The organism is Streptomyces pristinaespiralis (genome assembly GCF_001278075.1).
Taxonomy (GTDB): domain Bacteria; phylum Actinomycetota; class Actinomycetes; order Streptomycetales; family Streptomycetaceae; genus Streptomyces; species Streptomyces pristinaespiralis.
Window position 1 is genome coordinate 347,486 of the sequence record NZ_CP011340.1, and the last position, 19,607, is coordinate 367,092.

A 19,607-nucleotide genomic window follows, 5' to 3' on the forward strand; every position below is an offset into this window, starting at 1 on the left:
GGGTTCGGGGGTTCCGGCCCGGGGTTCGAGTTCGGGTGGTCCGGGCCCCGGGGGGTGCGGGGGTCCCGGGGTTCCGCGGTTCTTCGGTTCCGGGTCCGGGGGGTCGGGGTCCCGGTCCGGGTCCGGTCCCGAGGGTTCGGGTTCGGGTTCGGGTCAGACGGTGGCGGCCTCCGGGAACGCCTCGTCGGCGAGTGCCCCGAGGTCGGCCGCGGTGAACAGGGTTTCCAGGGGGACCTCGCGCCCGCCGTCGGCGGTGATCCGCGCGGCGATCCGCAGCAGCTGCCTGCTGGTCGCGCCGAGTGCGAACAGGTCCTGTGCCGGGTCGAGTTGCGCGGCGTCCACGCCGGTCTCCGCGGCGACGACCCGGGCGAGCCGCGCGAACGCGGCGTCCGCGCCGGGAGCGGAGATGTCACGGGCCGAGACCGAGACCGAGGCCGCGGGCGCGGGCGCGAGAGGGCCGGGGTCGGGGTCGGCCGGGGTGTCGGTGCCGATCCCCCACAGGGCCCCCATCCGTGCGGACAGCGCGGGCCCGCCCGCGGGCGGCGTCTGCGGCGTCGGCAAGACGGCTGCCGCGGGCGTGGGTGCCTCGGCGCTGTTGCTCACCGATGTCGCCGGGGCCGCCGCGGCGGGAGGTCCGGCGGGCTCGTGTCCGGGCGTCGCGGAGGCGGCGGCCGGGACGGGAAGGGGGAAGGTCACGCGGGTCAGGGGTGTCGCGGGGAGGGACGCCTTGGGGGCGGTGAGGGCGGGCCAGGTCACCGGTTCACCCGCCATCCATGCGGTGAGCGCCTTGGTCTCCTCCCCCGGCGCGGCGGCGCGGTGTTCGACGGCGCCGGCTCCTTCGGCGCGGATGCGGCGGGCGAGGTCGCGCAGTGCGGCCGGGGCCTGGGCGCGGTCGGTGACGAGGCCGGCGCGGGCGGGCCGGTCGGTGCGGCCCTCGCGCAGGGCGCGGGCCGCCGCGGCGGTGGTGAGGGCGGGGTCGTCGGCGAAGGCGGTGGCGAGACGGTCGGCGAGGTCGGCCAGGTTGCCGGGGGTGTCCGCGGACAGCGGCAGCGCCAGGGCCGTGTCATCCGCGGTCCCCGCGAAGGCCGGGGCGGGGGTGGGGGGTTCCTCGACGACGAGGCTGCCGTAGGAGCCGCCGCCGGCGAAGCCGTTGACGAGCGCCCGGCGCCGGGCGCCGGGGGCGGTGCGCCACCGGTCGGCGCCCGGTGCGGCCAGGGTCACCGCGCCGGGGGTGCGGGTGAGGGCGGGGTTGACGGCGGACGTCAGCCGGGTCGGGTAGAGGTGGTCGCGGCGGAACTGGGCGATGAGCTTGCCGAGCTGCGCGAAGACGGACGCGGCCTCCAGGTGCCCGGTGTTGGGCTTGACGGTGCCCACCGGCACGGGCGAGGGGTCCGGGCCGGGTGCGCCGAGGAGCCGCTGCAGGGCGGTGAACTCGAGCGCGTCGGCGAGGGCGGCGCCGGCCGCGGCGGCCTCCACGTAGCCGATGTCGGCGGGCCGCAGGCCGGCGTCGTCGAGCGCGGCGCGCATGGTCTCCTCCTGCCGCTGCGGGTCGGGGATGCCGAACTGCCGTGTCGTGCCGGAGTGCTGGAGCGCGCCGCCGCGCAGGACGGCGTGCACCGGGTCGCCGTCGGCCAGGGCCTGCTCGAGCGGTTTGAGGAGTACGGCGCCGACGCCTTCGCCGACCTGCCAGCCGCCGGCCCGGTCGGTGAAGGCGCACGAGTCGGCGTCCTTCGCGAGCAGGCCCATCTCGGACAGGACGTCGAGGTGGTCGGGGTGGAGGACCAGGTTCGACCCGGCGGCGAGCGCGGCGTCGCAGCGGCCGCCGGCAACGGCGCGGAACGCGGCTTCGACGGCGGCGAGTCCGGACACGCATCCGGTGTCGAGGACCACGCTCGGCCCGGTCAGTCCGAAGGCGTGGGAGGTGCGGTGGGCGAGCCCGCCGCGCGTGGCGTGGGTGCTGCCGGGCCGCTGCGCGGCGCGGGCGGCGACCCCGTACAGGGCGTGGTCGTGCCACATGGTGCCGACGAACACCCCGACCTGCCCGGCGGCCGCCAGCCGGCCGGGGGTGAGCGCGGCGTCCTCGAGGCAGCGGCGGGCCACCGACAGCAGCAGTCGCTCCTGCGGGTCGATCGCGGCGCCCTCGGCGGCGCTGATGCCGAACTCGTCGGCCTCCGCGGACAGGACGTCCTCCAGGTAGCCGCCGACGTGGGCTCCGGCGTGCCGGGCGTGCGGGTGCAGCGGCGCCCACCGGTCGTGGGGGGCCGGGCCGGTGGCGGTGGCGCCGGCGGCGAGGAGGGTGTCGAGTTCGTCCAGGGTGCGGGCGCCGGGCAGGTCGGCGGCGAAGCCGACGACGGCGACGGCGCGCTGCCCGCCGTCCCGGCCACCTGGCGGGACGGTGACAGGGGCGGTGACAGGGGCGGGGTTCACGGTGGGGGCAGGGGCGGGTCCCTCGCCGGGGGTGAGGGCGGCGCGGGCGGCGCGGCTGTGCGGGGTGAGGGCCCCGCCCCACAGGGACAGCAGCAGTTCCTGGTCGGCGTCGAGGGAGAAGTCGCCGCGGACGGCGTCGAAGTCCATCTCGCCCACCGCGCACAGTCCCAGGCCCCGTTCCGGTGCGCCGGTCAGCAGCAGCTGGGCGATGTGCCCGGCCTCGATGGTGGAGAAGCGGGCGGCGTTGCGTTCGCCGTAGGCGGGGGCGATGGCGGCCGGGGTGGAGACGAGGAAGACGCCGAACGCCGACCCCTCCACGAGGGCGCGGTTGTGCAGGACGTGCAGGTCGGTGCCGTAGCGGGCGCCGGGCGCGACCGCGACCAGGGCCCGCTCGGCGGGGTGCAGGTAGTACAGGCCCGGCTCGGTCGCCTCTACGGCGCCGGGGGCGATGTACACGTACACCTGGACGGGGTAGAACCCGCCGCCCGACGGGTAGCGGCGTTTGGCGCGGCCCTCGAGCTCGCCCCAGGTCACGGTGGACAGCAGGGAGAGCAGGTCGTGGGCGGGCAGGGGGCCGTCGTCGAACTCGCGGAAGGAGGAGGCGTCGAACAGGGCGACGGCCTCCGCGGGGCCGGCATCCGGTACCGGCAGCCGGCGCATCGTTCCCGGCAGCCGGCGCTCCGCGACGCGGGCGTCCTTGAACGCGGCCTTGGCCTTCGGGTCGAGGGCGATGCGCACATCGGCCGCCCGGCCGGCCGGGGCGGCGGGTGCCGCGGGGGCCGCGGGGGCGGCCGGGGTGGCGCAGGCGGCGATGCTGCGGGGGGTGGGGCTCTGGATGAGCACCTCGACGGGCACCTGCGCACCGCCCGACACGGTCTCGATCTCCTGGGCGAGGCGGATCATGGTGAAGGACGTCGCGCCGAGGTCGAACAGGTCGTCGTCCGGGCCGACCTGGTCCACGCCCAGGATGCCGGCGGCCGTGCGGGCGACCGTCTCCGCGGTGACCGGTCCGCCGGCCGCCGGCGCCGGAGCGGCGGCGGGGGGTGCGGGGGCGGTGAGAGCGGTCAGGGCGTCGAGTGTCGGCTTGCTGATGAGCGCCTCGACGGGCAGCGCGGTGCCGGTGAGCCGTTCGATCTCCTGCGCGATGCGGATCATGGTGAAGGACGTCGCGCCGAGGTCGAACAGGTCGGCGTCGCCGTCGAGTTCCTCGACGCCCAGGATGTCGGCGACGGCGCGGCGCACCTCCGCGTCCACGCCCGGGACCGCCACCGGGACCGGGGCCGGTGCCGGTGCCGGGTCGGCCGCGGGTGCGGCTGGGGCTGCGGCGCCGGCCGCGGGTGCGGCTGGGGCTGCGGCGGTGGCGGTGGCTGCGGTTGCGGGTGGGGTGTCGAAGAGGCGGGTGGCGGCCTGGCGGTCCAGTTTGCCGTTGGTCGTCAGCGGCAGTCGGTCCACGAAGCGGTAGCGGCTCGGGACCAGGTAGGCGGGCAGCGTCTCGCCCAGTGCCCGGCGCAGGGCGGAGACGTCCGGCTCACGGCCGGAGTGGGCGGCCACGCACACGGCGGCCAGGGCCTGTTCGCCGGAGCTCTCGTCGTGGACGGGAAGGACGCGGGCCTCCGCGACGGCGGGCACGTCGGTGAGCGCCGCCTCGATCTCCTCCGGTTCGATGCGCAGCCCGCGCAGCTTGAACTGGTTGTCGATCCGGCCGAGGTAGCGGATCTCCCCGTCCTCGGCGAGCAGTCCGAGGTCGCCGGTGCGGTACAGGCGGGGTGAGGGGTCGTCGTCGGGGAAGGGCGAGGCGATGAACCGTTCGGCGTTCAGTTCGGGCCGTCGGTGGTAGCCGAGGGCGACCTGCCGGCCGCCGATGACGATCTCCCCCGGGGTGCCGGGGGGCACGGGGCGCAGGTCCTCGTCGAGGAGGTGGATGCGGGTGTGGGCGACGGGCCGTCCGATCGGGACGGTCGGCTCGTCCCAGTCGGGCCGGCAGGCCCAGTGGGTGACGTCGATGGCCGCCTCGGTGGGCCCGTACAGGTTGTGCAGTTCGGTGCCGGTGCCCAGCACCTCGTAGAAGGTCCGCATGGTGGCGACGGGCAGTGCCTCGCCGCTGGCGAACACGTAGCGCAGGGCGGTGCATCGGGCGGCGGCCGGGTGGCGCAGGAACATGCCGAGGACGGACGGGACGAAGTGGGTGACGGTGACCTGTTCGTCGTGCAGCAGCCGGGCCAGGTAGGCGGGGTCGGCGTGGCCGCCGGGGCGGGCGACGACGAGGGAGGCGCCGGCGATCAGCGGCCAGAAGAACTCCCAGGCCGAGACGTCGAATCCGTAGGGGGTCTTCTGGGCGACGCGGTCGGCGGGCCCGAGGGGGAAGCGTTCCTGCATCCACAGCAGGCGGTTGGCGACGCCCTGCTGGGAGTTGCGGCAGCCCTTGGGCTTTCCGGTGGTCCCGGAGGTGTAGATGGTGTAGACGGGGTCGTCGCCGGTGACCGTGACGGCGGGCGGGGTGGTGGGCCGGCCGTCCAGGGCGGCCCGGTCGGCCGCACGGTCGGGGCAGACGACGAGGGCGCCGGCGGCGGTGGGGACCGCGGCGTGCGCCTGGTCGGCGACGACGACGCGGGCGCCGCTGTCGGCGAGGAGGTAGCGGATGCGCTCGGGCGGGTTGGCCGGGTCGACGGGCACGTAGACGGCGCCGGCCCGGACGACGGCGACGAGCGCGGTGACCAGGTCGGGCGAGCGGTCCATGTGCACGGCGACGTGGTCGCCGGGGCGCACGCCGAGGGCGTGCAGGTGGTGGGCCAGGCGGGCGGTGCGCTCGGCCAGTTGCCGGTAGGTGAGCGTGCGGCCCTCGTACCGTACGGCGACGCGGTCGGCGCGGCCGGCGAGGGCGGACTCGAGGAGACCGGCGAGGGTCAGGGGGGTGCGGTCGTCGACGGGGCCGACGACGCGCAGGTCGGTGCCGGGGGCGACGTGGGCGTCGGCGGGGGCGACGGTGTCGGGGCGGACGGGGCGGGACGCGGTCCGCGCGCCGGTGTCCGCCCCGGAGGCGGGACGGGGCTCGGCGCCGGCGTAGGCGTCGGGGTCGACGTAGGCGTCGGCGACCGCGTGCAGCTCCTCGGCGCCGGCCGAGGGCGCGGCGGGGGCGGTGGTCGCGGTGGCGTCGGTGGCGTCGGCGCCGGTGGCGAACCGGCGTACGCGGTGGGCGTAGCGGTCGAACATGGCGTCCAGCACGGCGGGTTCGAGGATGTTGTCGGCGGCGTCCCACTGGCCGGCCAGTTCGTCGCCGACGAGGAGCGGCACATGGTCGAGGGCGACCTGCGCGGTCTGCGACTGGCTGGTGCGCAGGGTGACGCCGGTGGGGTGCAGTGCCGGGTCGATCTCGGGGACGCGGGTGAAGACGACGGGCAGCCGCAGGGCGCCGCCGGAGCGGAACACGCGGGTGCGCAGTTCGCCCAGGCCCGGCCGGACGTCGGAGCGTTCGAGGTCGGCGCGGACGCGGGCCCACAGTTCGCGGGCGCGGTCGGCGAAGCCGTCGGGCAGGGTGTCGTCGACGGTGACCCAGGCGAGCTGGGTGAAGTCGGCGACCATGGCGTCGGCGCCCGGCAGCGAGGCGGGCCGGTCCCAGGAGACGACGGTGACGGTGAAGGGCCCGGCGTCGGTGAAGCGGGCGCGCAGTTCGTCGGTGTAGGCGGTGAGCAGCACCATGTCGGCGGGGACGCCGATGGCGGCGGCGCGTTCGCTCAGGGTGCGCCAGGAGCCGAGCGGGGCCCTGCGGTGGACGCGGGGGGCGCCGGGCGCGGGGTCGGGCAGCGGCGGGCCGGGCGGCAGGGCGGAGAACTTCTCGCGCCAGGCGGTGCGGGCGGCCAGGTCCTCCGGGCTGCCCGGCCGTTCGGCGAGGGCGCGCAGATGAGGGACGGGGTCGGCGGGGCCGGTGAGGACCGACTCGTCGCCGTCGTGGAGGGCGAACAGCTGCCCGAACAGCAGGGCGAAGCTGCGGGCGTCGGCGATCAGGGCGTCGAGGAGGACGTGCAGCACGGTGGTGCCGTCGGGCAGGGCGCTGGCCTCCAGGGCGTACATGGGGCGGCTGCCGAGGGGGAAGGCGCCGGCGCGCAGCCGGGCCCCGGTGGCGGCGAGCGCGGCTTCGGTGTCGGCCGTTGCGGTCAGGTCGTGGCGGGTGATGCGGTACACGTCGTCGGGGTCGTGCGGGGCGACGGTGAGGGTGCCGTCGTCGTGGACGGCGGCGCGCAGCATGGGGTGGTGGGCCACGAGCCGGTTCCAGGCCCGCTCCAGTCGGTCGGTGTCGTGCCGTTCGAGGAGGAATTCCTGGTAGACGCGGGTCTGTGCGCCGCCGTCGAGGCCGCCGATCCGGCCGACGAGGTAGGCGGACTGGACCTCGGTGAGGGGCACGGGCCGGCCGTCGTCGCCGTGCCCGGACACGGCCGGGGCGGCAGTGGCGGGCGCGGCGGTGGCGGTGAGGGTGGGGGTGGTGAGGGCGGGGGCGCCTTCGTCCGCGAGGCGTTCCAGGAGGCCGCGCAGGGTCTCGAACGCGGCCCGGGTGCGGGCCGTGTCGAGGGCGGTGGGGGCGAAGTCCCAGGACAGCAGCAGGGCGCCGTCGCGTTCCTGGACGCAGCTTTCCAGCTGCACGCCGGAGGTGAGGGTCGCGGAGGCGTCCTGGTCGATCCGGGTCGCCCAGTGGTCCGGGTCGCCGGGCTCCGCGAGGGTGCTGAGGCTGCCGAGCAGGCTGGTGAAGACCATCGGGACGGCCAGGCCGCGGCGGCCCGGTTCCGTCCTCGCGCGTTCGCGCAGGGCACGGACCCCGCTGACCGCCGCGTGCTCGAGGTCCTGCCACAGCCGGCCGCGTACGAGGTCGACCCGTTCGCCCAGTGTTCCGGCCGGCGGTGGTGCCACGAACACGGACGTGGACAGGAACGGGCCCACCACCCGTGCCACGTCCGGGTGGACGGGGCGGCGGTTGTAGGTGGTGAGCACCACCGGCAGCGGGCCGGGGGCGTCGCCCTGCACGGCGGCCGTGCACAGGGCCAGCAGCAGGGCGGTGGGCGTGGCCCGTATCTGCTGGGCGGCTTCCTTCACCCGCTGCCAGCGGCGCGGTTCCAGGCGCAGCGCGAGCCTGCCGTGCGCCGGCGCCTGCGGGTCGGCGGCGCCGGCCAGCGGCAGGGGGCGGCCGAAGTCGACACCGGCGAGCTGTTCGCGCCAGTACTCCAGCGAGGCGGCCGGCACGGGGCGGCCGTGGGCGGCGGTGACGTAGTCGCGGAAGGAGATCCCAGGCGGTGCGGGGGCGGCGGCGCCCGTGTAGCGGGCGTACCACTGCTGCAGGAGCAGCGAGACGCTCGGCCCGTCGGCGATCAGCTCGTCCACGGTGAACAGCACCCGGGAGCGGTGGCCGGGCAACTGCGCGACGCGGAGCGCGAACAGCGGCCAGCTGTGGGCGTCGAAGCCCTCGCGGGCCCGGCGGCGCAGCCCTTCGAGTGCCGCGGCCGCCTCCGCGGGAGTGGCGTCGCTCAGGTCCGTGCGCTCGACGCGGTAGGCGGGCACGTGCGCGAGGACCTGCTGGCGGCCGTCGGGAAGGATCTGGGCGCGCAGCATGTCGGTGGCGGCCACGAGGTCGTTCCAGGCGGCTTCCATGCGGTCGGTCTCGAGGTGTTCGGCCTCGAACTCCAGGTGGATCTGGGTGCCCGCGCCGGTGCCGCCGCCCAGGGTGCGTCCCGCGAGGAAGGACTCCTGGACTTCTGTGAGCGCGAACGGCTCGTACCGGGTGTCGGGGGCGTTCTGCGGCATGGCGGGGCTCCGGTTCCCTCTGCGGTCAGGCCTGGTCGGGGGCGTGAAGGGCGGACAGGTGGGCGAGGAGTTCGTCGACGCTGAACTCGCTGAGCAGCTGGAGCGGGAGTGTGTGGCCGAACCGCTCGGTGATCTCGAAGCGGAGGTTCATCAGGCCCAGGGAGTCCACGCCGAGTTCGACGAGGGTGCGGGCGGGGTCGATGGGTCCCTCCGCCCCCGGGCCGGCGGCGAGCTCGCCGACGAGCGCGGCGAGCGCCGGCAGGCGCGGGTCGCCCGGGACGGCGGCGGACGCGACGGCGGACGTGACGGCGACATGCCCGGTGCCGGCCGGCGCGGGGGCAGCGTCCGGGGCGGGGGCCGTGTCCGGGGCGGGGGCCGTCGGGGCCACCTGCGGGACGGGCGCGGGAACGTCCAGGGCCGGGGCGGGTGTCGGGGCGGCGGGGGGCGCCGCAGTCACGTCCGGGGCCGGGGCCGGGGTGGGTGCGGGGGCCGGCGCGGTGTCCGGTCCGGGCAGCCAGCGGCGGGTGCGCAGGAACGCGGACGGAGGCAGGGGCACCACGCCCGGCGTCCCGGTGTCGCCGTCGGGGTCCGTCGTGGGGCCGATCTCCCAGCCGGTGACCCACAGTTCGGCCAGCTGTTCCAGGCTTCCGGCCCGCCACAGGGTGGCGACGAGCTCGTCGGTCTCCGGCGCCTGGACGGCCCGGTCGCGGGCGACGGTGCCGGTGCGGACGGTCCCGGCACCGGGGGTGCCGGGGGTGCCGTCCGTGAACTGGGCGAGCGCTGCGGCGAGTTCGGCGGTGTCGGTGGCGACGACCGCGAGCCGGTGTTCGCGGGCGGCACGTCCGGTGCGCAGGGTGCGGGCGATCGCGGCCAGGCTCATGGCGGCCGCGGGGCCGGTCAGATGAGCGGCCAGGCGCCGGACCGTGGCGGTCAGGTGTTCGCCGCTCGGGGCGGACAGGAGCACCAGCTGCGGTGCGCCGTCGTCGGCGGGCGTCGGGGCGGGCGGCTCGTACTCCTCGACGATCACGTGTGCGTTGACGCCGCCCGCGCCGAACGAGCTGATGCCCGCCCGCCGGGGCAGTTCGCGGCCGTCCTCGTCGCGCAGCCGTGGCCAGGGGCCCGCCTCGTGCTGGAGCGTGAACCGGGTGTCCTGAAGGCGCAGTCGGGGGTTGACCGGCTCGGCGTGCAGGGTGGGGGCGAGCGTCTTGTGCCGCAGTTGGAGCAGGACCTTGGTCAGGGCGGTGATCCCGGCGGCCGATTCACCGTGCCCGACGGCGGACTTGACCGAGCCGATCGAGCACGGCACACCGGCCGCGGCGCCTCGGCCGTAGGTGTCGTTCAGGGCGGTGAGTTCGACGGGGTCGCCGAGTTCGGTGCCGGTGCCGTGGGCCTCGATCACGTTCACGGTCGCCGGGTCGGTGCCCGAACGCCGCAGCGCCTCGCGCAGCACGCGGGCCTGGGCGCGCGGGCTGGGCGCGGTGAAACCGTTGGTGCGGCCGCCGTGCGCGACGGCGGTGCCGCGGACGAGGGCGTACACGGTGTCACCGTCGGCCAGTGCCCTCGAGAGTCGCTTGAGGACGACGGCCCCGGCGCCCTCGCCGGGGCCGAATCCGGCGCCGCCGGCGCCGAAGCTGCGGCACAGGCCGTCCTCGGCGAGGAATCCGGAGCGGGCCAGCATCCGGAACCGGGAGGGGTGCAGGTAGAGGTTGACGCCGCCGACGAGCGCGGCCTCGCACTCGCCCTGCCGCAGCGCCTCGACGGCCTGGTGCAGGGCGACGAGGGAGGAGGAGCAGGCGGTGTCGACGGGCTGGCTGGGGCCGCGCAGGTCCAGCAGGTAGGACAGCCGGTTGGGCAGCGACCAGTAGTGCCCAGAGGGCATGTCGCGCTCGCCGGCCGCCCAGCGTTCCGCGCCCAGCAGCGGATAGTCGGCGCTGGTGATCCCGGCGAAGACGCCGACGCTGCGGGGTTCGCCGTCCGGGGCGGTGAGCGCGTCGAGCCTGGTGCCGGTGAGGCCGGCGTCCTCCATCGCCTCCCAGGCGACCTCGAGGAAGAGCCGCTCCTGCGGGTCGGTGAACGCGGCCTCGTGGGCGGACAGGCCGAAGAACGCCGCGTCGAAGGCGTCGACGCGGTCGAGGAAGTGGCCCTTGGCCCGGACGCCGCCGCTGTCGGCCCACCGGTCGGTGGGCAGGTCGCCGACGGTGTCCTTGCCGACGAGGAGGTTCTCCCAGAACGCGTCGGGGCCGTCCGCGCCGGGGTAGCGGCCGGCGAGGCCGACGACGGCGAACGCCTCCTCCCCCGCCGTCTGTCCGGCGGGCGCGGCCGCCGGTTCGCGGGCCGGTTCACGACCGGTCCCGGCGGCCGGGGTGCTCGCCACGGCAGGAACCGGGGCCGGGACAGGGGTCGGGGTGGGGGTCGGGACAGGGGTCGGGGTGGAGGGTGCGGCGGGGAGGCTGCGGGCGAGGTGGCCGGCGAGCTCGTGCACGTCGCGCACGCCGAACAGCGCGTCCGGGCCGATCGGTGCGATGCGGGCGCTGAGCTTGGAGGCGAGGGTGCGGATCATCACCGAGTCCAGGCCCAGCTCCTCCAGGGAGGTCCGCGGTCCGATCGTCCCCGCTGCGTGGCCCAGGGTCTCGGCGACGGTACGGGCGACCAGACCGACCAGGTCCCCGTCCGGCGTCGCGGCCCCCGCGCGGGGCGCGGCCACCGGTTCCGGCGCGGCGCCCGGCTCGGGCGCGGACACGGGCGCGGGTGCGGGTGCGGGCACGGGTGCGGGTGCGGGTGCGGGCACGGGTGCGGGTGCGGGTGCGGGCACGGGTGCGGGTGTGGGTGTGGGTGTGGGTGTGGGCAGCAGGTGGAGGTTCTGCAGGTGGCGGTGCCAGGCGTCGGCCCTGCCGTGGAAGAGGGAGACGACCTGTGGGCCCTTTGCGGAGAGCAGCCGTTCGAGGGCGCGGGCGCCGAGGGCGGCCGGCAGCGGCACCATGCCGACGTGTTCCTCGACCACGCGGCGTACCGGTTCGGGGATCGTCATGCCCGGCACGTCCCACAGCGGCCACTGCACCGACAGGGTGCGCCCGTGCCGCTGCCCTGCCGCGACGAGGGCGGCGCGGTGTTCGGCGAAGGCGTCCAGGCGGCCGTTGGCGTAGGCGTAGTCGCTCTGGCCGATGTTGCCGCTGACGGCCGCCACCGAGGAGAACAGGACGAACACGTCCAGCCGAAGGGCGGCGGTGGCCTCGTCGAGGGCGGTGGTGCCGGTGGTCTTGGGGGCCAGGACGGCGGCCACGTCGTCGCTGTTCTTGCGCAGCAGGTAGGCGTCGCGTACGACGCCGGCGGCGTGGAAGACGCCGGTCAGCGTGCCCTCGTGGGTGAGGATGTCGCTCACCAGGGCGGCCGCGCCGCCGGGGGCGGCGATGTCGGCCCGCACGTAGCGCAGGGGGCCGCCGGGTGCGGGGCGGTGTGCCGGGTCGAGGTCCGCGAGGGGGGTGCGGCCGCACACGACGACGCGGGTGCCGGGGTGGGCGGTGAGCCGGGCGGCGAGGTCGCGTCCGATGCCGCCGGTGCCGCCGGTGATCAGGTAGACGCCGTCGGGGCGGGGGGTGAAGCCGTCTTGGGGCAGGGTGGCCGGGTGCAGGACGCGGCGTGCCCTGCGCGGGGTGCGCAGGTCGGCGAGGTGGCCGAACTCCGGTTCGGGGCAGGCGAGTTCCGCGCGGATCAGGGGTGCGGCGGCGGGGCCGTCGTCGGCGAGCAGCAGGGCGCGGCCGGTCAGGCGGGGGTTCTCCTGGCGCAGGCTCTGGACCAGGGCGCGGGCCGCGTCGGCGCGCAGCACGTCGGCGGTGACGGCGAGGAGGGTGATGCGCTGGGTGCGGAAGGCGGCCAGCACCTCGCGTACGGCGTCGAAGGCGGCGGTCTCGTCGCCGGTGAGCCGCAGCACGAGGGCGACGGCGTCGGGGGCGGTGTCCTGCACGGCGGGCAGGGCGTCCAGGCTGCCGGCGCCGAGCGCGGCGGCGAGGTCGCCGACCGGGTCGTGGGCGAGGAGCGGCAGGGCGGGGGGCTGCCGGTCGGGCAGCGGGCTGTCCTGCCAGCCGGGCGTGCGCAGCACCAGTTCGTCCAGGAGCCGCTCGTCCAGGGGCGGTTCGTCGGAGGCCGGTGCGGCGGGCGGGAGGGCGGGGACGGCGTAGTGGCGGTCGGGGGCGAAGGCGTATCCGGGGGCGGGGATCCGGCGGTGGCCGGCGGGCGGGCAGGTGCTCGACCAGTCGACGGTGTGGCCTGCCACGTAGCGGCGGGCGTCGTGGTGGCGGGGGTCGTCGCCGTGGTGGGCGGGGTCGGTGGCGGGATCGATGCGGCGGGGGTCGGGTTCGCCGGCGGCGAGCTTGTCGAGGGAGTCGAGGAGTTCGGCGCGGTCGGCGACCAGCAGCGCCACCCGGTGGGGATGATGGTCGCGGGCGCAGGCGAGGGTGTGGGCGAGGTCGGTGAGGGCGGCGTCGGCGCCGGCGGGTGAGCGCAGCCAGCGGGCGAGTTCGGCGGCGCGGTCGGCCGGGGCGGTGGGCCGACGGCCCGACAGGGGCACGGTCACGGGCCGGTCGGCGGGGGTGGGGGCGGGCCGGTGGGGGGCCTGTTCGACGACGACGTAGGCGTTGGTGCCGCTGAAGCCGAAGGAGCTGACGGAGGCACGGCGGGGTCGTCCGCCGGGGGCCGCGGGCAGGGTGCGGCGCTCGGTGGCGACGGTGAAGGGCCCTTCGCCGAAGGGGATGGCCGGGTTGAGGGTGTGGGGGGTGCAGTGCAGGGAGGGCGGGATGTCGCCGGTGCGTACGACGCCGATGGCCTTGAGGAGGCCGGCGAGGCCGGCGGCGGCGGAGGTGTGGCCGACGTTGCCCTTGACGGAGCCGATCGGGACGCTGCCGACGGGGCGGGCGGCGGGGGCGAACACCTTGTTGAGGGCGGTGACCTCGATGGGGTCGCCGAGCGGGGTGCCGGTGCCGTGGGCCTCGACGTAGTCGATGCCGGACGCGTCGAGACCGAACCGGCCGAGGGTGTCGCCGATGAGGCGGGCCTGGGAGGCGGCGCTGGGGGCGGTGATGCCGTTGGTGCGGCCGTCCTGGTTGAGTCCGCTGGCGCGGATGACGGCGTGGACGGGGTCCGCGTCGGCCAGTGCCCGTGACAGGGGTTTGAGGACGACGACGGCGCAGCCCTCGCCGGGGACGATGCCGTCGGCGGCGGCGTCGAAGGGCCGGCAGCGGCCGGTGGGCGAGAGCATCCCGGCGCGGCTCATGAACACGTGCGGCAGTTCGGTGAGGTAGAGGGTGACGCCGCCGACGAGCATCATGTCCGCGTCGCCGAGCCACAGCGCCTGGCAGGCCTGGTGGAGGGCGACGAGCGAGGAGGAGCAGGCCGTGTCGACGGTGACGGCGGGGCCTTTGAGGTCGAGGTGGTAGGCGATGCGGGCGGCGAGGAGGGAGTTGGAGTTGCCCTGCATGACCTGGGCCAGGCGGGCGTGCTCGCTCGTCCGTTCGATGAGGTCCTGGTAGTCGTTCATCATGACCCCGGCGTGCACGCCGCAGCGGGTGCCGGCGAGGTCGGCGGTGCGCTGCCCGGCGTGTTCGAGGGCGCGCCAGGCCTCCTGGAGGAAGAGGCGGGCCTGCGGGTCGGTGAGTTCGGCCTCGCGGGGCGGCATCTTGAAGAAGGCGGCGTCGAACCGGTCGGCGCCGTCGACGAACGCCCCCCATTTGGACACCGACTTGCCCTCGGCCTCGGGGCGGGGGTCGTAGTGCTCGTCGATCTTCCACCGCTCGGCGGGCACTTCGGTGACGAGGTCGTCGCCGGCGAGGAGCCGCTGCCAGAACGTGTCGGCGTCCTCGGCGCCGGGGAAGCGGGCGCTGTACCCGATGACGGCGACGGGCTCCAGCACCCGGCCCGCGGAGCCCGCCTCCGCGGGCAGGGTGCGTCCCATGCTCCCGCCCGCCGGGCCGTCCCCACCGGGCCGCCGCTCCCCCGCGGCGGCCCGCAGCAACGCGGCGGCCTCGGCCCGGTCCACGCCGCCGGGCGCGGGGCGCGCCGAAGCTGTGGCCGCACCGGCTGCCGGCCCGCGCTGCCCCGCTACCGCGCGCAGGAGCGCGGCCGCCCGGTCACGGTCCACCGCATCCGGTTCCGCAGGCAGGGGGCGTGACGGTCCCTCAGCCATGTCGGCGGCCGGCCCGTTCTCCTCCGCTGCCGCGCGCAGGAGCGCGGCCGCGCGGTCACGGTCCACCGCATCCGGTTCCGCAGGCAGGGGGCGTGACGGCCCCTCAGCCATGTCGGCGGCCGGCCCGTTCTCCCCCGCTGCCGCCCGCAGGAGCGCGGCCGCACGGTCACGGTCCACGCCGCCGGGCGTCGCAGGCGCGGGACGCGACGGACCGCCGGTGGTGCCGGGCGTCGCCGCGTCGCCTCCGCCGGGACGCCCCTCCCCCGCTGCCGCCCGCAGCAACGCAGCCGCCCGGTCACGGTCCACGCCGCCGGGCGCCGCAGGCACGGGACGTGACGAGGTCCCGGCCGTACCGGCGGCCGTACGGTCGTGGCCCACGGCCCCGGCCGCGGGGCGCGCCGGAGCCTCGGCCGCACCGGCCGCCGGCCCGCGCTGCCCCGCCGCTGCCCGCAGCAACGCGGCCGCACGGTCACGGTCCACGCCGCCGGCTGCGGGGCGTCCCTCCCCCGCTGCCGCCCACAGCAGCGCGGCGGCATCGGCCCGGTCCACCGCACCGGGTGTCGCGGGCGTGGGAGGTGACGGGGTGTCGGCCGGGGCGGCCGACGGTCCGCTCTCCCCCGCCGCTGCCCGCAGCAACGCGGCCGCACGGTCACCGTCCGCGCCGCCCGGTGCCGCGGGCGCGGAAGGCGCCGGAGGCCCGGCCGCACCGGGCGTCGCGGGCGGGGTGGGGCGGAGGAGGGCGGTCGCGGACGCGGTGTCCAGGGTGCCGTTCTTGTATCGGGTCAGGATCTCTTTCGCGTCCATCGGTTCCCTCGGGTCCTCGCGTGGCAGGGGGGCAGGGCGGCGTGCGGTCAGCGGCCGGTGTCGCCGTATGCGGCTTCGATGCGGTCGAGCACCTCGGGCAGCCGGAAGGAGGTGCGGTGCAGGGCGGCCTCTCGGGCGATCGCCTCGGTGGTGGCGGCCAGCAGCGGTGCGGCCATTTCCTGTTTGAGGAGTTCGACCGAGGTGCGCGGGGGCCCGCACACGGACCGGGCCAGCTCCCGTGCGGTGCGCGGGACGTCCGCGTGGGGCACGACGCGGACGGGGGCGCCGCATTCGCGGAGTTCGGCGCCGCGGTAGTTGCGGGCGGTGTAGAGCATCTCGGTGCCCAGTTCGCGGCCGAAGCGGGCCGGGAAGAGGTGGGTGGCGCCCATGCCGGGAGTGAATCCGTAGCGCATGAAGTTGCCCGCGTACAGGGAGCGTTCGCTGAAGACGGCGAAGTCGGCGTAGAGGGCGAGGACGAGGCCGCCGCCGATGGCGTGCCCCTGGAGGGAGGCGATGACCGGCAGCGGGCAGCGGGCGAAGACGCGGAAGAAGTCGTCGGTGTCGAAGGTGGCGTCGCCGCGGGCGAAGTTGACCAGTTCGCGCTGGGTGCCGCCGGCGCAGAACAGTTCGGGGCGGCCTTCGACCAGGACGGCGCGGGTCCCGGGGTCGGCGGCGGCGCGTTCGACGCAGTCGACGAGTTGTGCGGTCAGGGCGGGCGAGAAGGTGTTGCGTCCTTCGGCGTCGTCGAGGGTGACGACGGCGAGGGGTCCTTCCCTGCTCAGCCGTACGACGGGCGTGGCGGCGCTGGTCGCGTGGGTGGTCATGCGGCACGCTCCGGGGCGGTGACGCGGCCGAGGAGCCGGTGGACGTGGGGGTCGGTGAGGCGGGTGAGGAAGGTGTGTGCGGCGTCGGTGCCGAGGTGTTCGTCGCGGGGGAACAGCCGTGTCCGCCAGGTCTTGAGCGCACCGGTGGTGGACCGGTCGACGCGGCTGAGGCGGACCAGGGTGCTGCGCAGGGCGCCTTCGGCGTCGTCGGTGGCCTGGTCGGCGAGGCCGCAGGCGTGGGCGGCGGCGGCGTCGAGGTCCTCGGCGAGCAGGGTGGCGGTGAAGGCGCGTTGTTCTCCGGTGCGGCGGGCCACGAACGGCCAGGCCATGGCGGGCACGAGGCCGACGAGGGCCTCGGTGAGCCGGAAGCGGGCGCGGGGGCCGGCGATGACCAGGTCGCAGGCGGCGGCCAGTCCCACACCGCCGGCGTGGGCGTGGCCGTCGACGAGGGCGACGGTGACGACGGGCGTGGCGGTGAGGCGTTCGAGGAGCCGCCAGTACGGGAGTTCTCCGGTGTCGCCGGGGTCGGGCAGGGTGTCGGGCACGCCGCCCGACAGGTCGGTCCCGGCGCAGAAGTCGTCGCCGCTCGCGGACAGGACCAGGACGCGGCAGCCGGTGTCCGTCTCGGCGGCGTCCAGGGCGGCGTGGAGGTTGTCCAGGAGCAGGGGGGTGATGGCGTTGCGGCGTTCGGGCTCGTCGAGGCGGGCGCGGATGACGCCGCGGGCGCGGGTGAGGGTCACGGCGGTCATCGGGCGGCTCCGTCGAGCCACACGTACTCGCGGTGGTAGTCGCGCACCGCGGCCAGCACGAGGCGGCGGCCGCCGGTGAAGCGTTCCTTGGTGATCTGCGGGAAGCGGTCGAGGTCGAAGGTGAAGTCCCGCATGCCGAACTTGAGTTCCGCGGTGGCGGTGAGCAGGGCGTCGTACTCGTCCATGCTCAGCTCGTAGCGGGCGTCGAGGGCCTCGCGGATGCCCATGGCGCGCACGGCGCGCCGGGATTCGGGGGTGATGGTGACGCTGTAGAACTCGGAGGCGCAGCCGGAGCCGTAGGAGAAGACGCCGACGCGGTGTTCGCGGTCGATGACGGCGTGGTCGATGGTGGAGGCGAGGGCGAGGTGGACGGTGCCGGCGTAGATGTTGCCGACCTGCTGCGGGTAGCGGATCGCCGGGCCGAGGCGGGTGGTGAAGTCGTCCTCGACGGCCTGGGGGGCCATGCCGCGCTTCAGTTTCCGCAGGGCGGCCCGGTGGGCGCCCTTGACCATGCCGGGGAAGGGGGTGTGCATGGCGAGCAGGTCGAAGGTGTCGAGGAAGTCGGCGCCCTCGACCTTGCGGGCGTAGTCGGTGAAGGAGCCCTTGAGGCAGTCGATATAGGTCAGCAGGGACAGGTCGGTGTCGCCGGCCTCGGCCTCGGGGTCGGGGCGGCAGGTGTCCATGACCTCGTAGGAGTGGAAGCCGTTGGCGCCCGGGTCGAAGGCGGCGACGACGGGGTGGTCGCCGACGAGCATGGCCACCGCGCCCGCGCCCTGGCTGGGTTCGACGTAGGTGTGCGGGACGGGGCGGGCCACGTCGCTGCTGATGACCAGGGCCTTGGTGCCCTCGAAGGGGCTGGCGGCGACGGTGGCGGCGGCCATCTGGAGGGCGGCGGTGCCGCTGTAGCAGGCCTGCTTGGTCTCGAACAGGCGGCAGCTGCGCGGCAGTCCGAGGTGGTCGTGGACGTAGGTGGCCAGTGACTTGCCGAAGTCGACGCCCGACTCGGTGCCGACGATGAGCAGTTCGATCGCGTCGCGTTCGCTGTCGGTGAGTGCGTCGATGAGGGGTTTGGCGGCGTTGACGGCGAAGGACACGGCGTCCTCGCAGTGCAGTGCGACGCTCTTGCGGTCCATCATCAGGTTGCCGATCCGGCTGTCGTCGAGGCCGCGGGCCGCGAACAGGGTCGGCACGTCGATGTAGGTCTCACCGCAGTAGGCGTTGATGGCTTCGATGCCGACCTGCTTCATGGTCTTCTCCGTAACTACAGGTTCTGGTGGCTTCAGGGCCGGGGGTCGGGGAGGCGGATCACCACGGAGGCGTTGATGCCGCCGAAGGCGAAGCTGTTGCTGAGCGCGGTGCGCAGCGGCAGGTGTTCGGCGGTGCGGCCGGCCAGCGGGACGGCGGTGTCGGGCCGTTCCAGGTTCACGTTGGGGTGGACGGTGCCCGCCCGTAGTTGCGCGACGGTGGCGGCGGCCTCGATCAGGCCGGCCGCCGACAGGCAGTGGCCGGTCAGCGGCTTGGTGGAGTTGACGCGCAGCGAGGGGCGGGTGCCGAACACCGCTGTCAGGGAGGCCGCTTCGGTGGTGTCGCCCAGGACGGAGCCGGTGCCGTGCGCGTTGACGTAGTCGATGTCGGCGGGCTCGAGGCCGGCGGTGGCCAGGGCCGCGCGCATGGCGGCCGCCTGGCCGTCGGCGTCGGGTTCGGTGCCGCGCCGGGCGTCCAGGCGCTGGCCGTGCCCGGTGATCTCGGCCAGGACCGGGGCGCCGCGGCGGCGGGCGGCGTGCGGGTGTTCCAGGACGAGCGCGGCGGCCCCTTCGCCGCGGACGAAGCCCTGCCGTGCGGCGTCGAAGGGCCGGCACATGCGGGCGGGTTCGTCACGGAAGTGCTCGTGGGCCATCGCCCCGGTGCGGCGCAGCGCCTCGGTCTCCACCGGGGACAGTTCGGCGACCGGGGCGACGACCAGGGCGCGTTCGGCCCAGCCGGCGGCGACGGTACGGGCGGCCTGGATCAGGGCGAGGGTGCCGCTGGCGGACGCGCCGCCCAGCGCCCAGCCCTCGCCGCGGATGCCGGTGAGTTCGCTGACCGCGCCGACCGTGTCCACGTCGAGGTGGGTCAGCGCGTAGGAGGCGCGCAGCCGGCCGGGTGCCCGGTCGTGGCCCAGGACGGTGGCCGCCTGGTGGGCGAGGGCGAGGTTGCTGCCGGCGACGATCAGCGCGGTGCCGTCGGCGAGTTGCTCCTCGGTCAGGTGCGCGTCGCGCACGGCGCGCAGCGCGACGCAGGCGGCGGTGCGGGCGGGCAGCGCGGCCCGGCCGGCGACCTTGCGCAGCCGGGCCGCGGTGACCTCGTCGCCGGCCAGGTGCCGGGCGGCCCAGGAGGCCAGGTCGAAGCCGTCCAGGGCGGCTGCGGGCAGGGCGCCGGTGTCCTCCTCCTCGCCGTGCAGGGTCACCGCGCTGCGGCCGGCGAGCAGGGCGGCGGTGAAGCCGTCCAGGTCGTCGGCGAGCGGGGTGAGGACCGCGGCGGCGGTGACGGCCACGGGGCCGGGCAGCGCTCTCACGCGTGGGTGCTCAGGTGCGAGCGGAAGACGGCGACGAGCGAGCGCAGGTCCTCGGCCCGGGTGAGGGCCGCGCCGGGCACGGTGATGCCGAGCTCGTCCTGGGCGGCGATCACCACGTCCATGCGGTCGATGGAGTTGGCGCCGAGGTCGCGCATGCTGTGGTCGAGGGTGATGTCGATGCCGGCCGTCTCCGGCAGTACGTCGACGATCTGGGCGCGGATGACGGCGAAGATCTCTTCCTCGGTCATGGTGTCGGGTCGTCCTCTCAGGTGTGCCGGGCTCTCAGG

Annotated in this window: 7 protein-coding genes; all 7 read right to left on the minus strand. The window is 76.1% G+C overall.

Features of this window, described 5'->3' with window-relative positions; genetic code table 11:
• Positions 1–153 precede the first annotated feature (153 nt).
• The 7 genes from SPRI_RS39690 to SPRI_RS01445 are packed head-to-tail and all read right to left on the minus strand — an operon-like array spanning position 154 to position 19,568.
• A complete protein-coding gene (locus tag SPRI_RS39690; RefSeq protein ID WP_053556633.1) occupies positions 154–8,214 on the minus strand; it encodes a non-ribosomal peptide synthetase in 8,061 nt (2,686 codons plus the stop codon).
• Positions 8,215–8,239: 25 nt separating this feature from the next.
• On the minus strand, positions 8,240–15,193 hold the full coding sequence (locus tag SPRI_RS01420; RefSeq protein ID WP_053556634.1) for an SDR family NAD(P)-dependent oxidoreductase: 6,954 nt from the start codon (positions 15,191–15,193) through the stop codon (positions 8,240–8,242).
• A 47-nt stretch (positions 15,194–15,240) separates the two neighbouring features.
• Positions 15,241–16,017 carry a polyketide synthase gene (locus SPRI_RS01425; RefSeq protein WP_053556635.1) on the minus strand — a complete coding sequence of 259 codons (777 nt, stop codon included), beginning with the start codon at positions 16,015–16,017 and terminating at the stop codon, positions 15,241–15,243.
• Entirely contained in the window at positions 16,014–16,766 is a 753-nt protein-coding gene (locus SPRI_RS01430; protein ID WP_050791645.1) for an enoyl-CoA hydratase/isomerase family protein, read from the minus strand. Before SPRI_RS01430 ends, SPRI_RS01425 begins: the two co-directional genes overlap by 4 nt.
• Positions 16,763–18,013 (minus strand): hydroxymethylglutaryl-CoA synthase family protein, encoded by a 1,251-nt coding sequence (locus tag SPRI_RS01435; RefSeq protein WP_005321592.1) that lies wholly within the window; start codon positions 18,011–18,013, stop codon positions 16,763–16,765. Before SPRI_RS01435 ends, SPRI_RS01430 begins: the two co-directional genes overlap by 4 nt.
• A 32-nt stretch (positions 18,014–18,045) precedes the next feature.
• Positions 18,046–19,320, minus strand: a complete 1,275-nt coding sequence (locus SPRI_RS01440; RefSeq protein WP_203227953.1) for a beta-ketoacyl synthase N-terminal-like domain-containing protein — start codon at positions 19,318–19,320, stop codon at positions 18,046–18,048.
• Entirely contained in the window at positions 19,317–19,568 is a 252-nt protein-coding gene (locus tag SPRI_RS01445) for an acyl carrier protein (RefSeq protein WP_005321585.1), read from the minus strand. Before SPRI_RS01445 ends, SPRI_RS01440 begins: the two co-directional genes overlap by 4 nt.
• Positions 19,569–19,607: the final 39 nt, after the last annotated feature.

Coding starts and splice junctions, on each gene's coding strand:
- SPRI_RS39690 (WP_053556633.1), bottom strand. CDS start 8,214: ATGCCGCAGAACGCCCCCGACACCCGGTACGAGCCGTTCGCGCTCACA.
- SPRI_RS01420 (WP_053556634.1), bottom strand. CDS start 15,193: ATGGACGCGAAAGAGATCCTGACCCGATACAAGAACGGCACCCTGGAC.
- SPRI_RS01425 (WP_053556635.1), bottom strand. CDS start 16,017: ATGACCACCCACGCGACCAGCGCCGCCACGCCCGTCGTACGGCTGAGC.
- SPRI_RS01430 (WP_050791645.1), bottom strand. CDS start 16,766: ATGACCGCCGTGACCCTCACCCGCGCCCGCGGCGTCATCCGCGCCCGC.
- SPRI_RS01435 (WP_005321592.1), bottom strand. CDS start 18,013: ATGAAGCAGGTCGGCATCGAAGCCATCAACGCCTACTGCGGTGAGACC.
- SPRI_RS01445 (WP_005321585.1), bottom strand. CDS start 19,568: ATGACCGAGGAAGAGATCTTCGCCGTCATCCGCGCCCAGATCGTCGAC.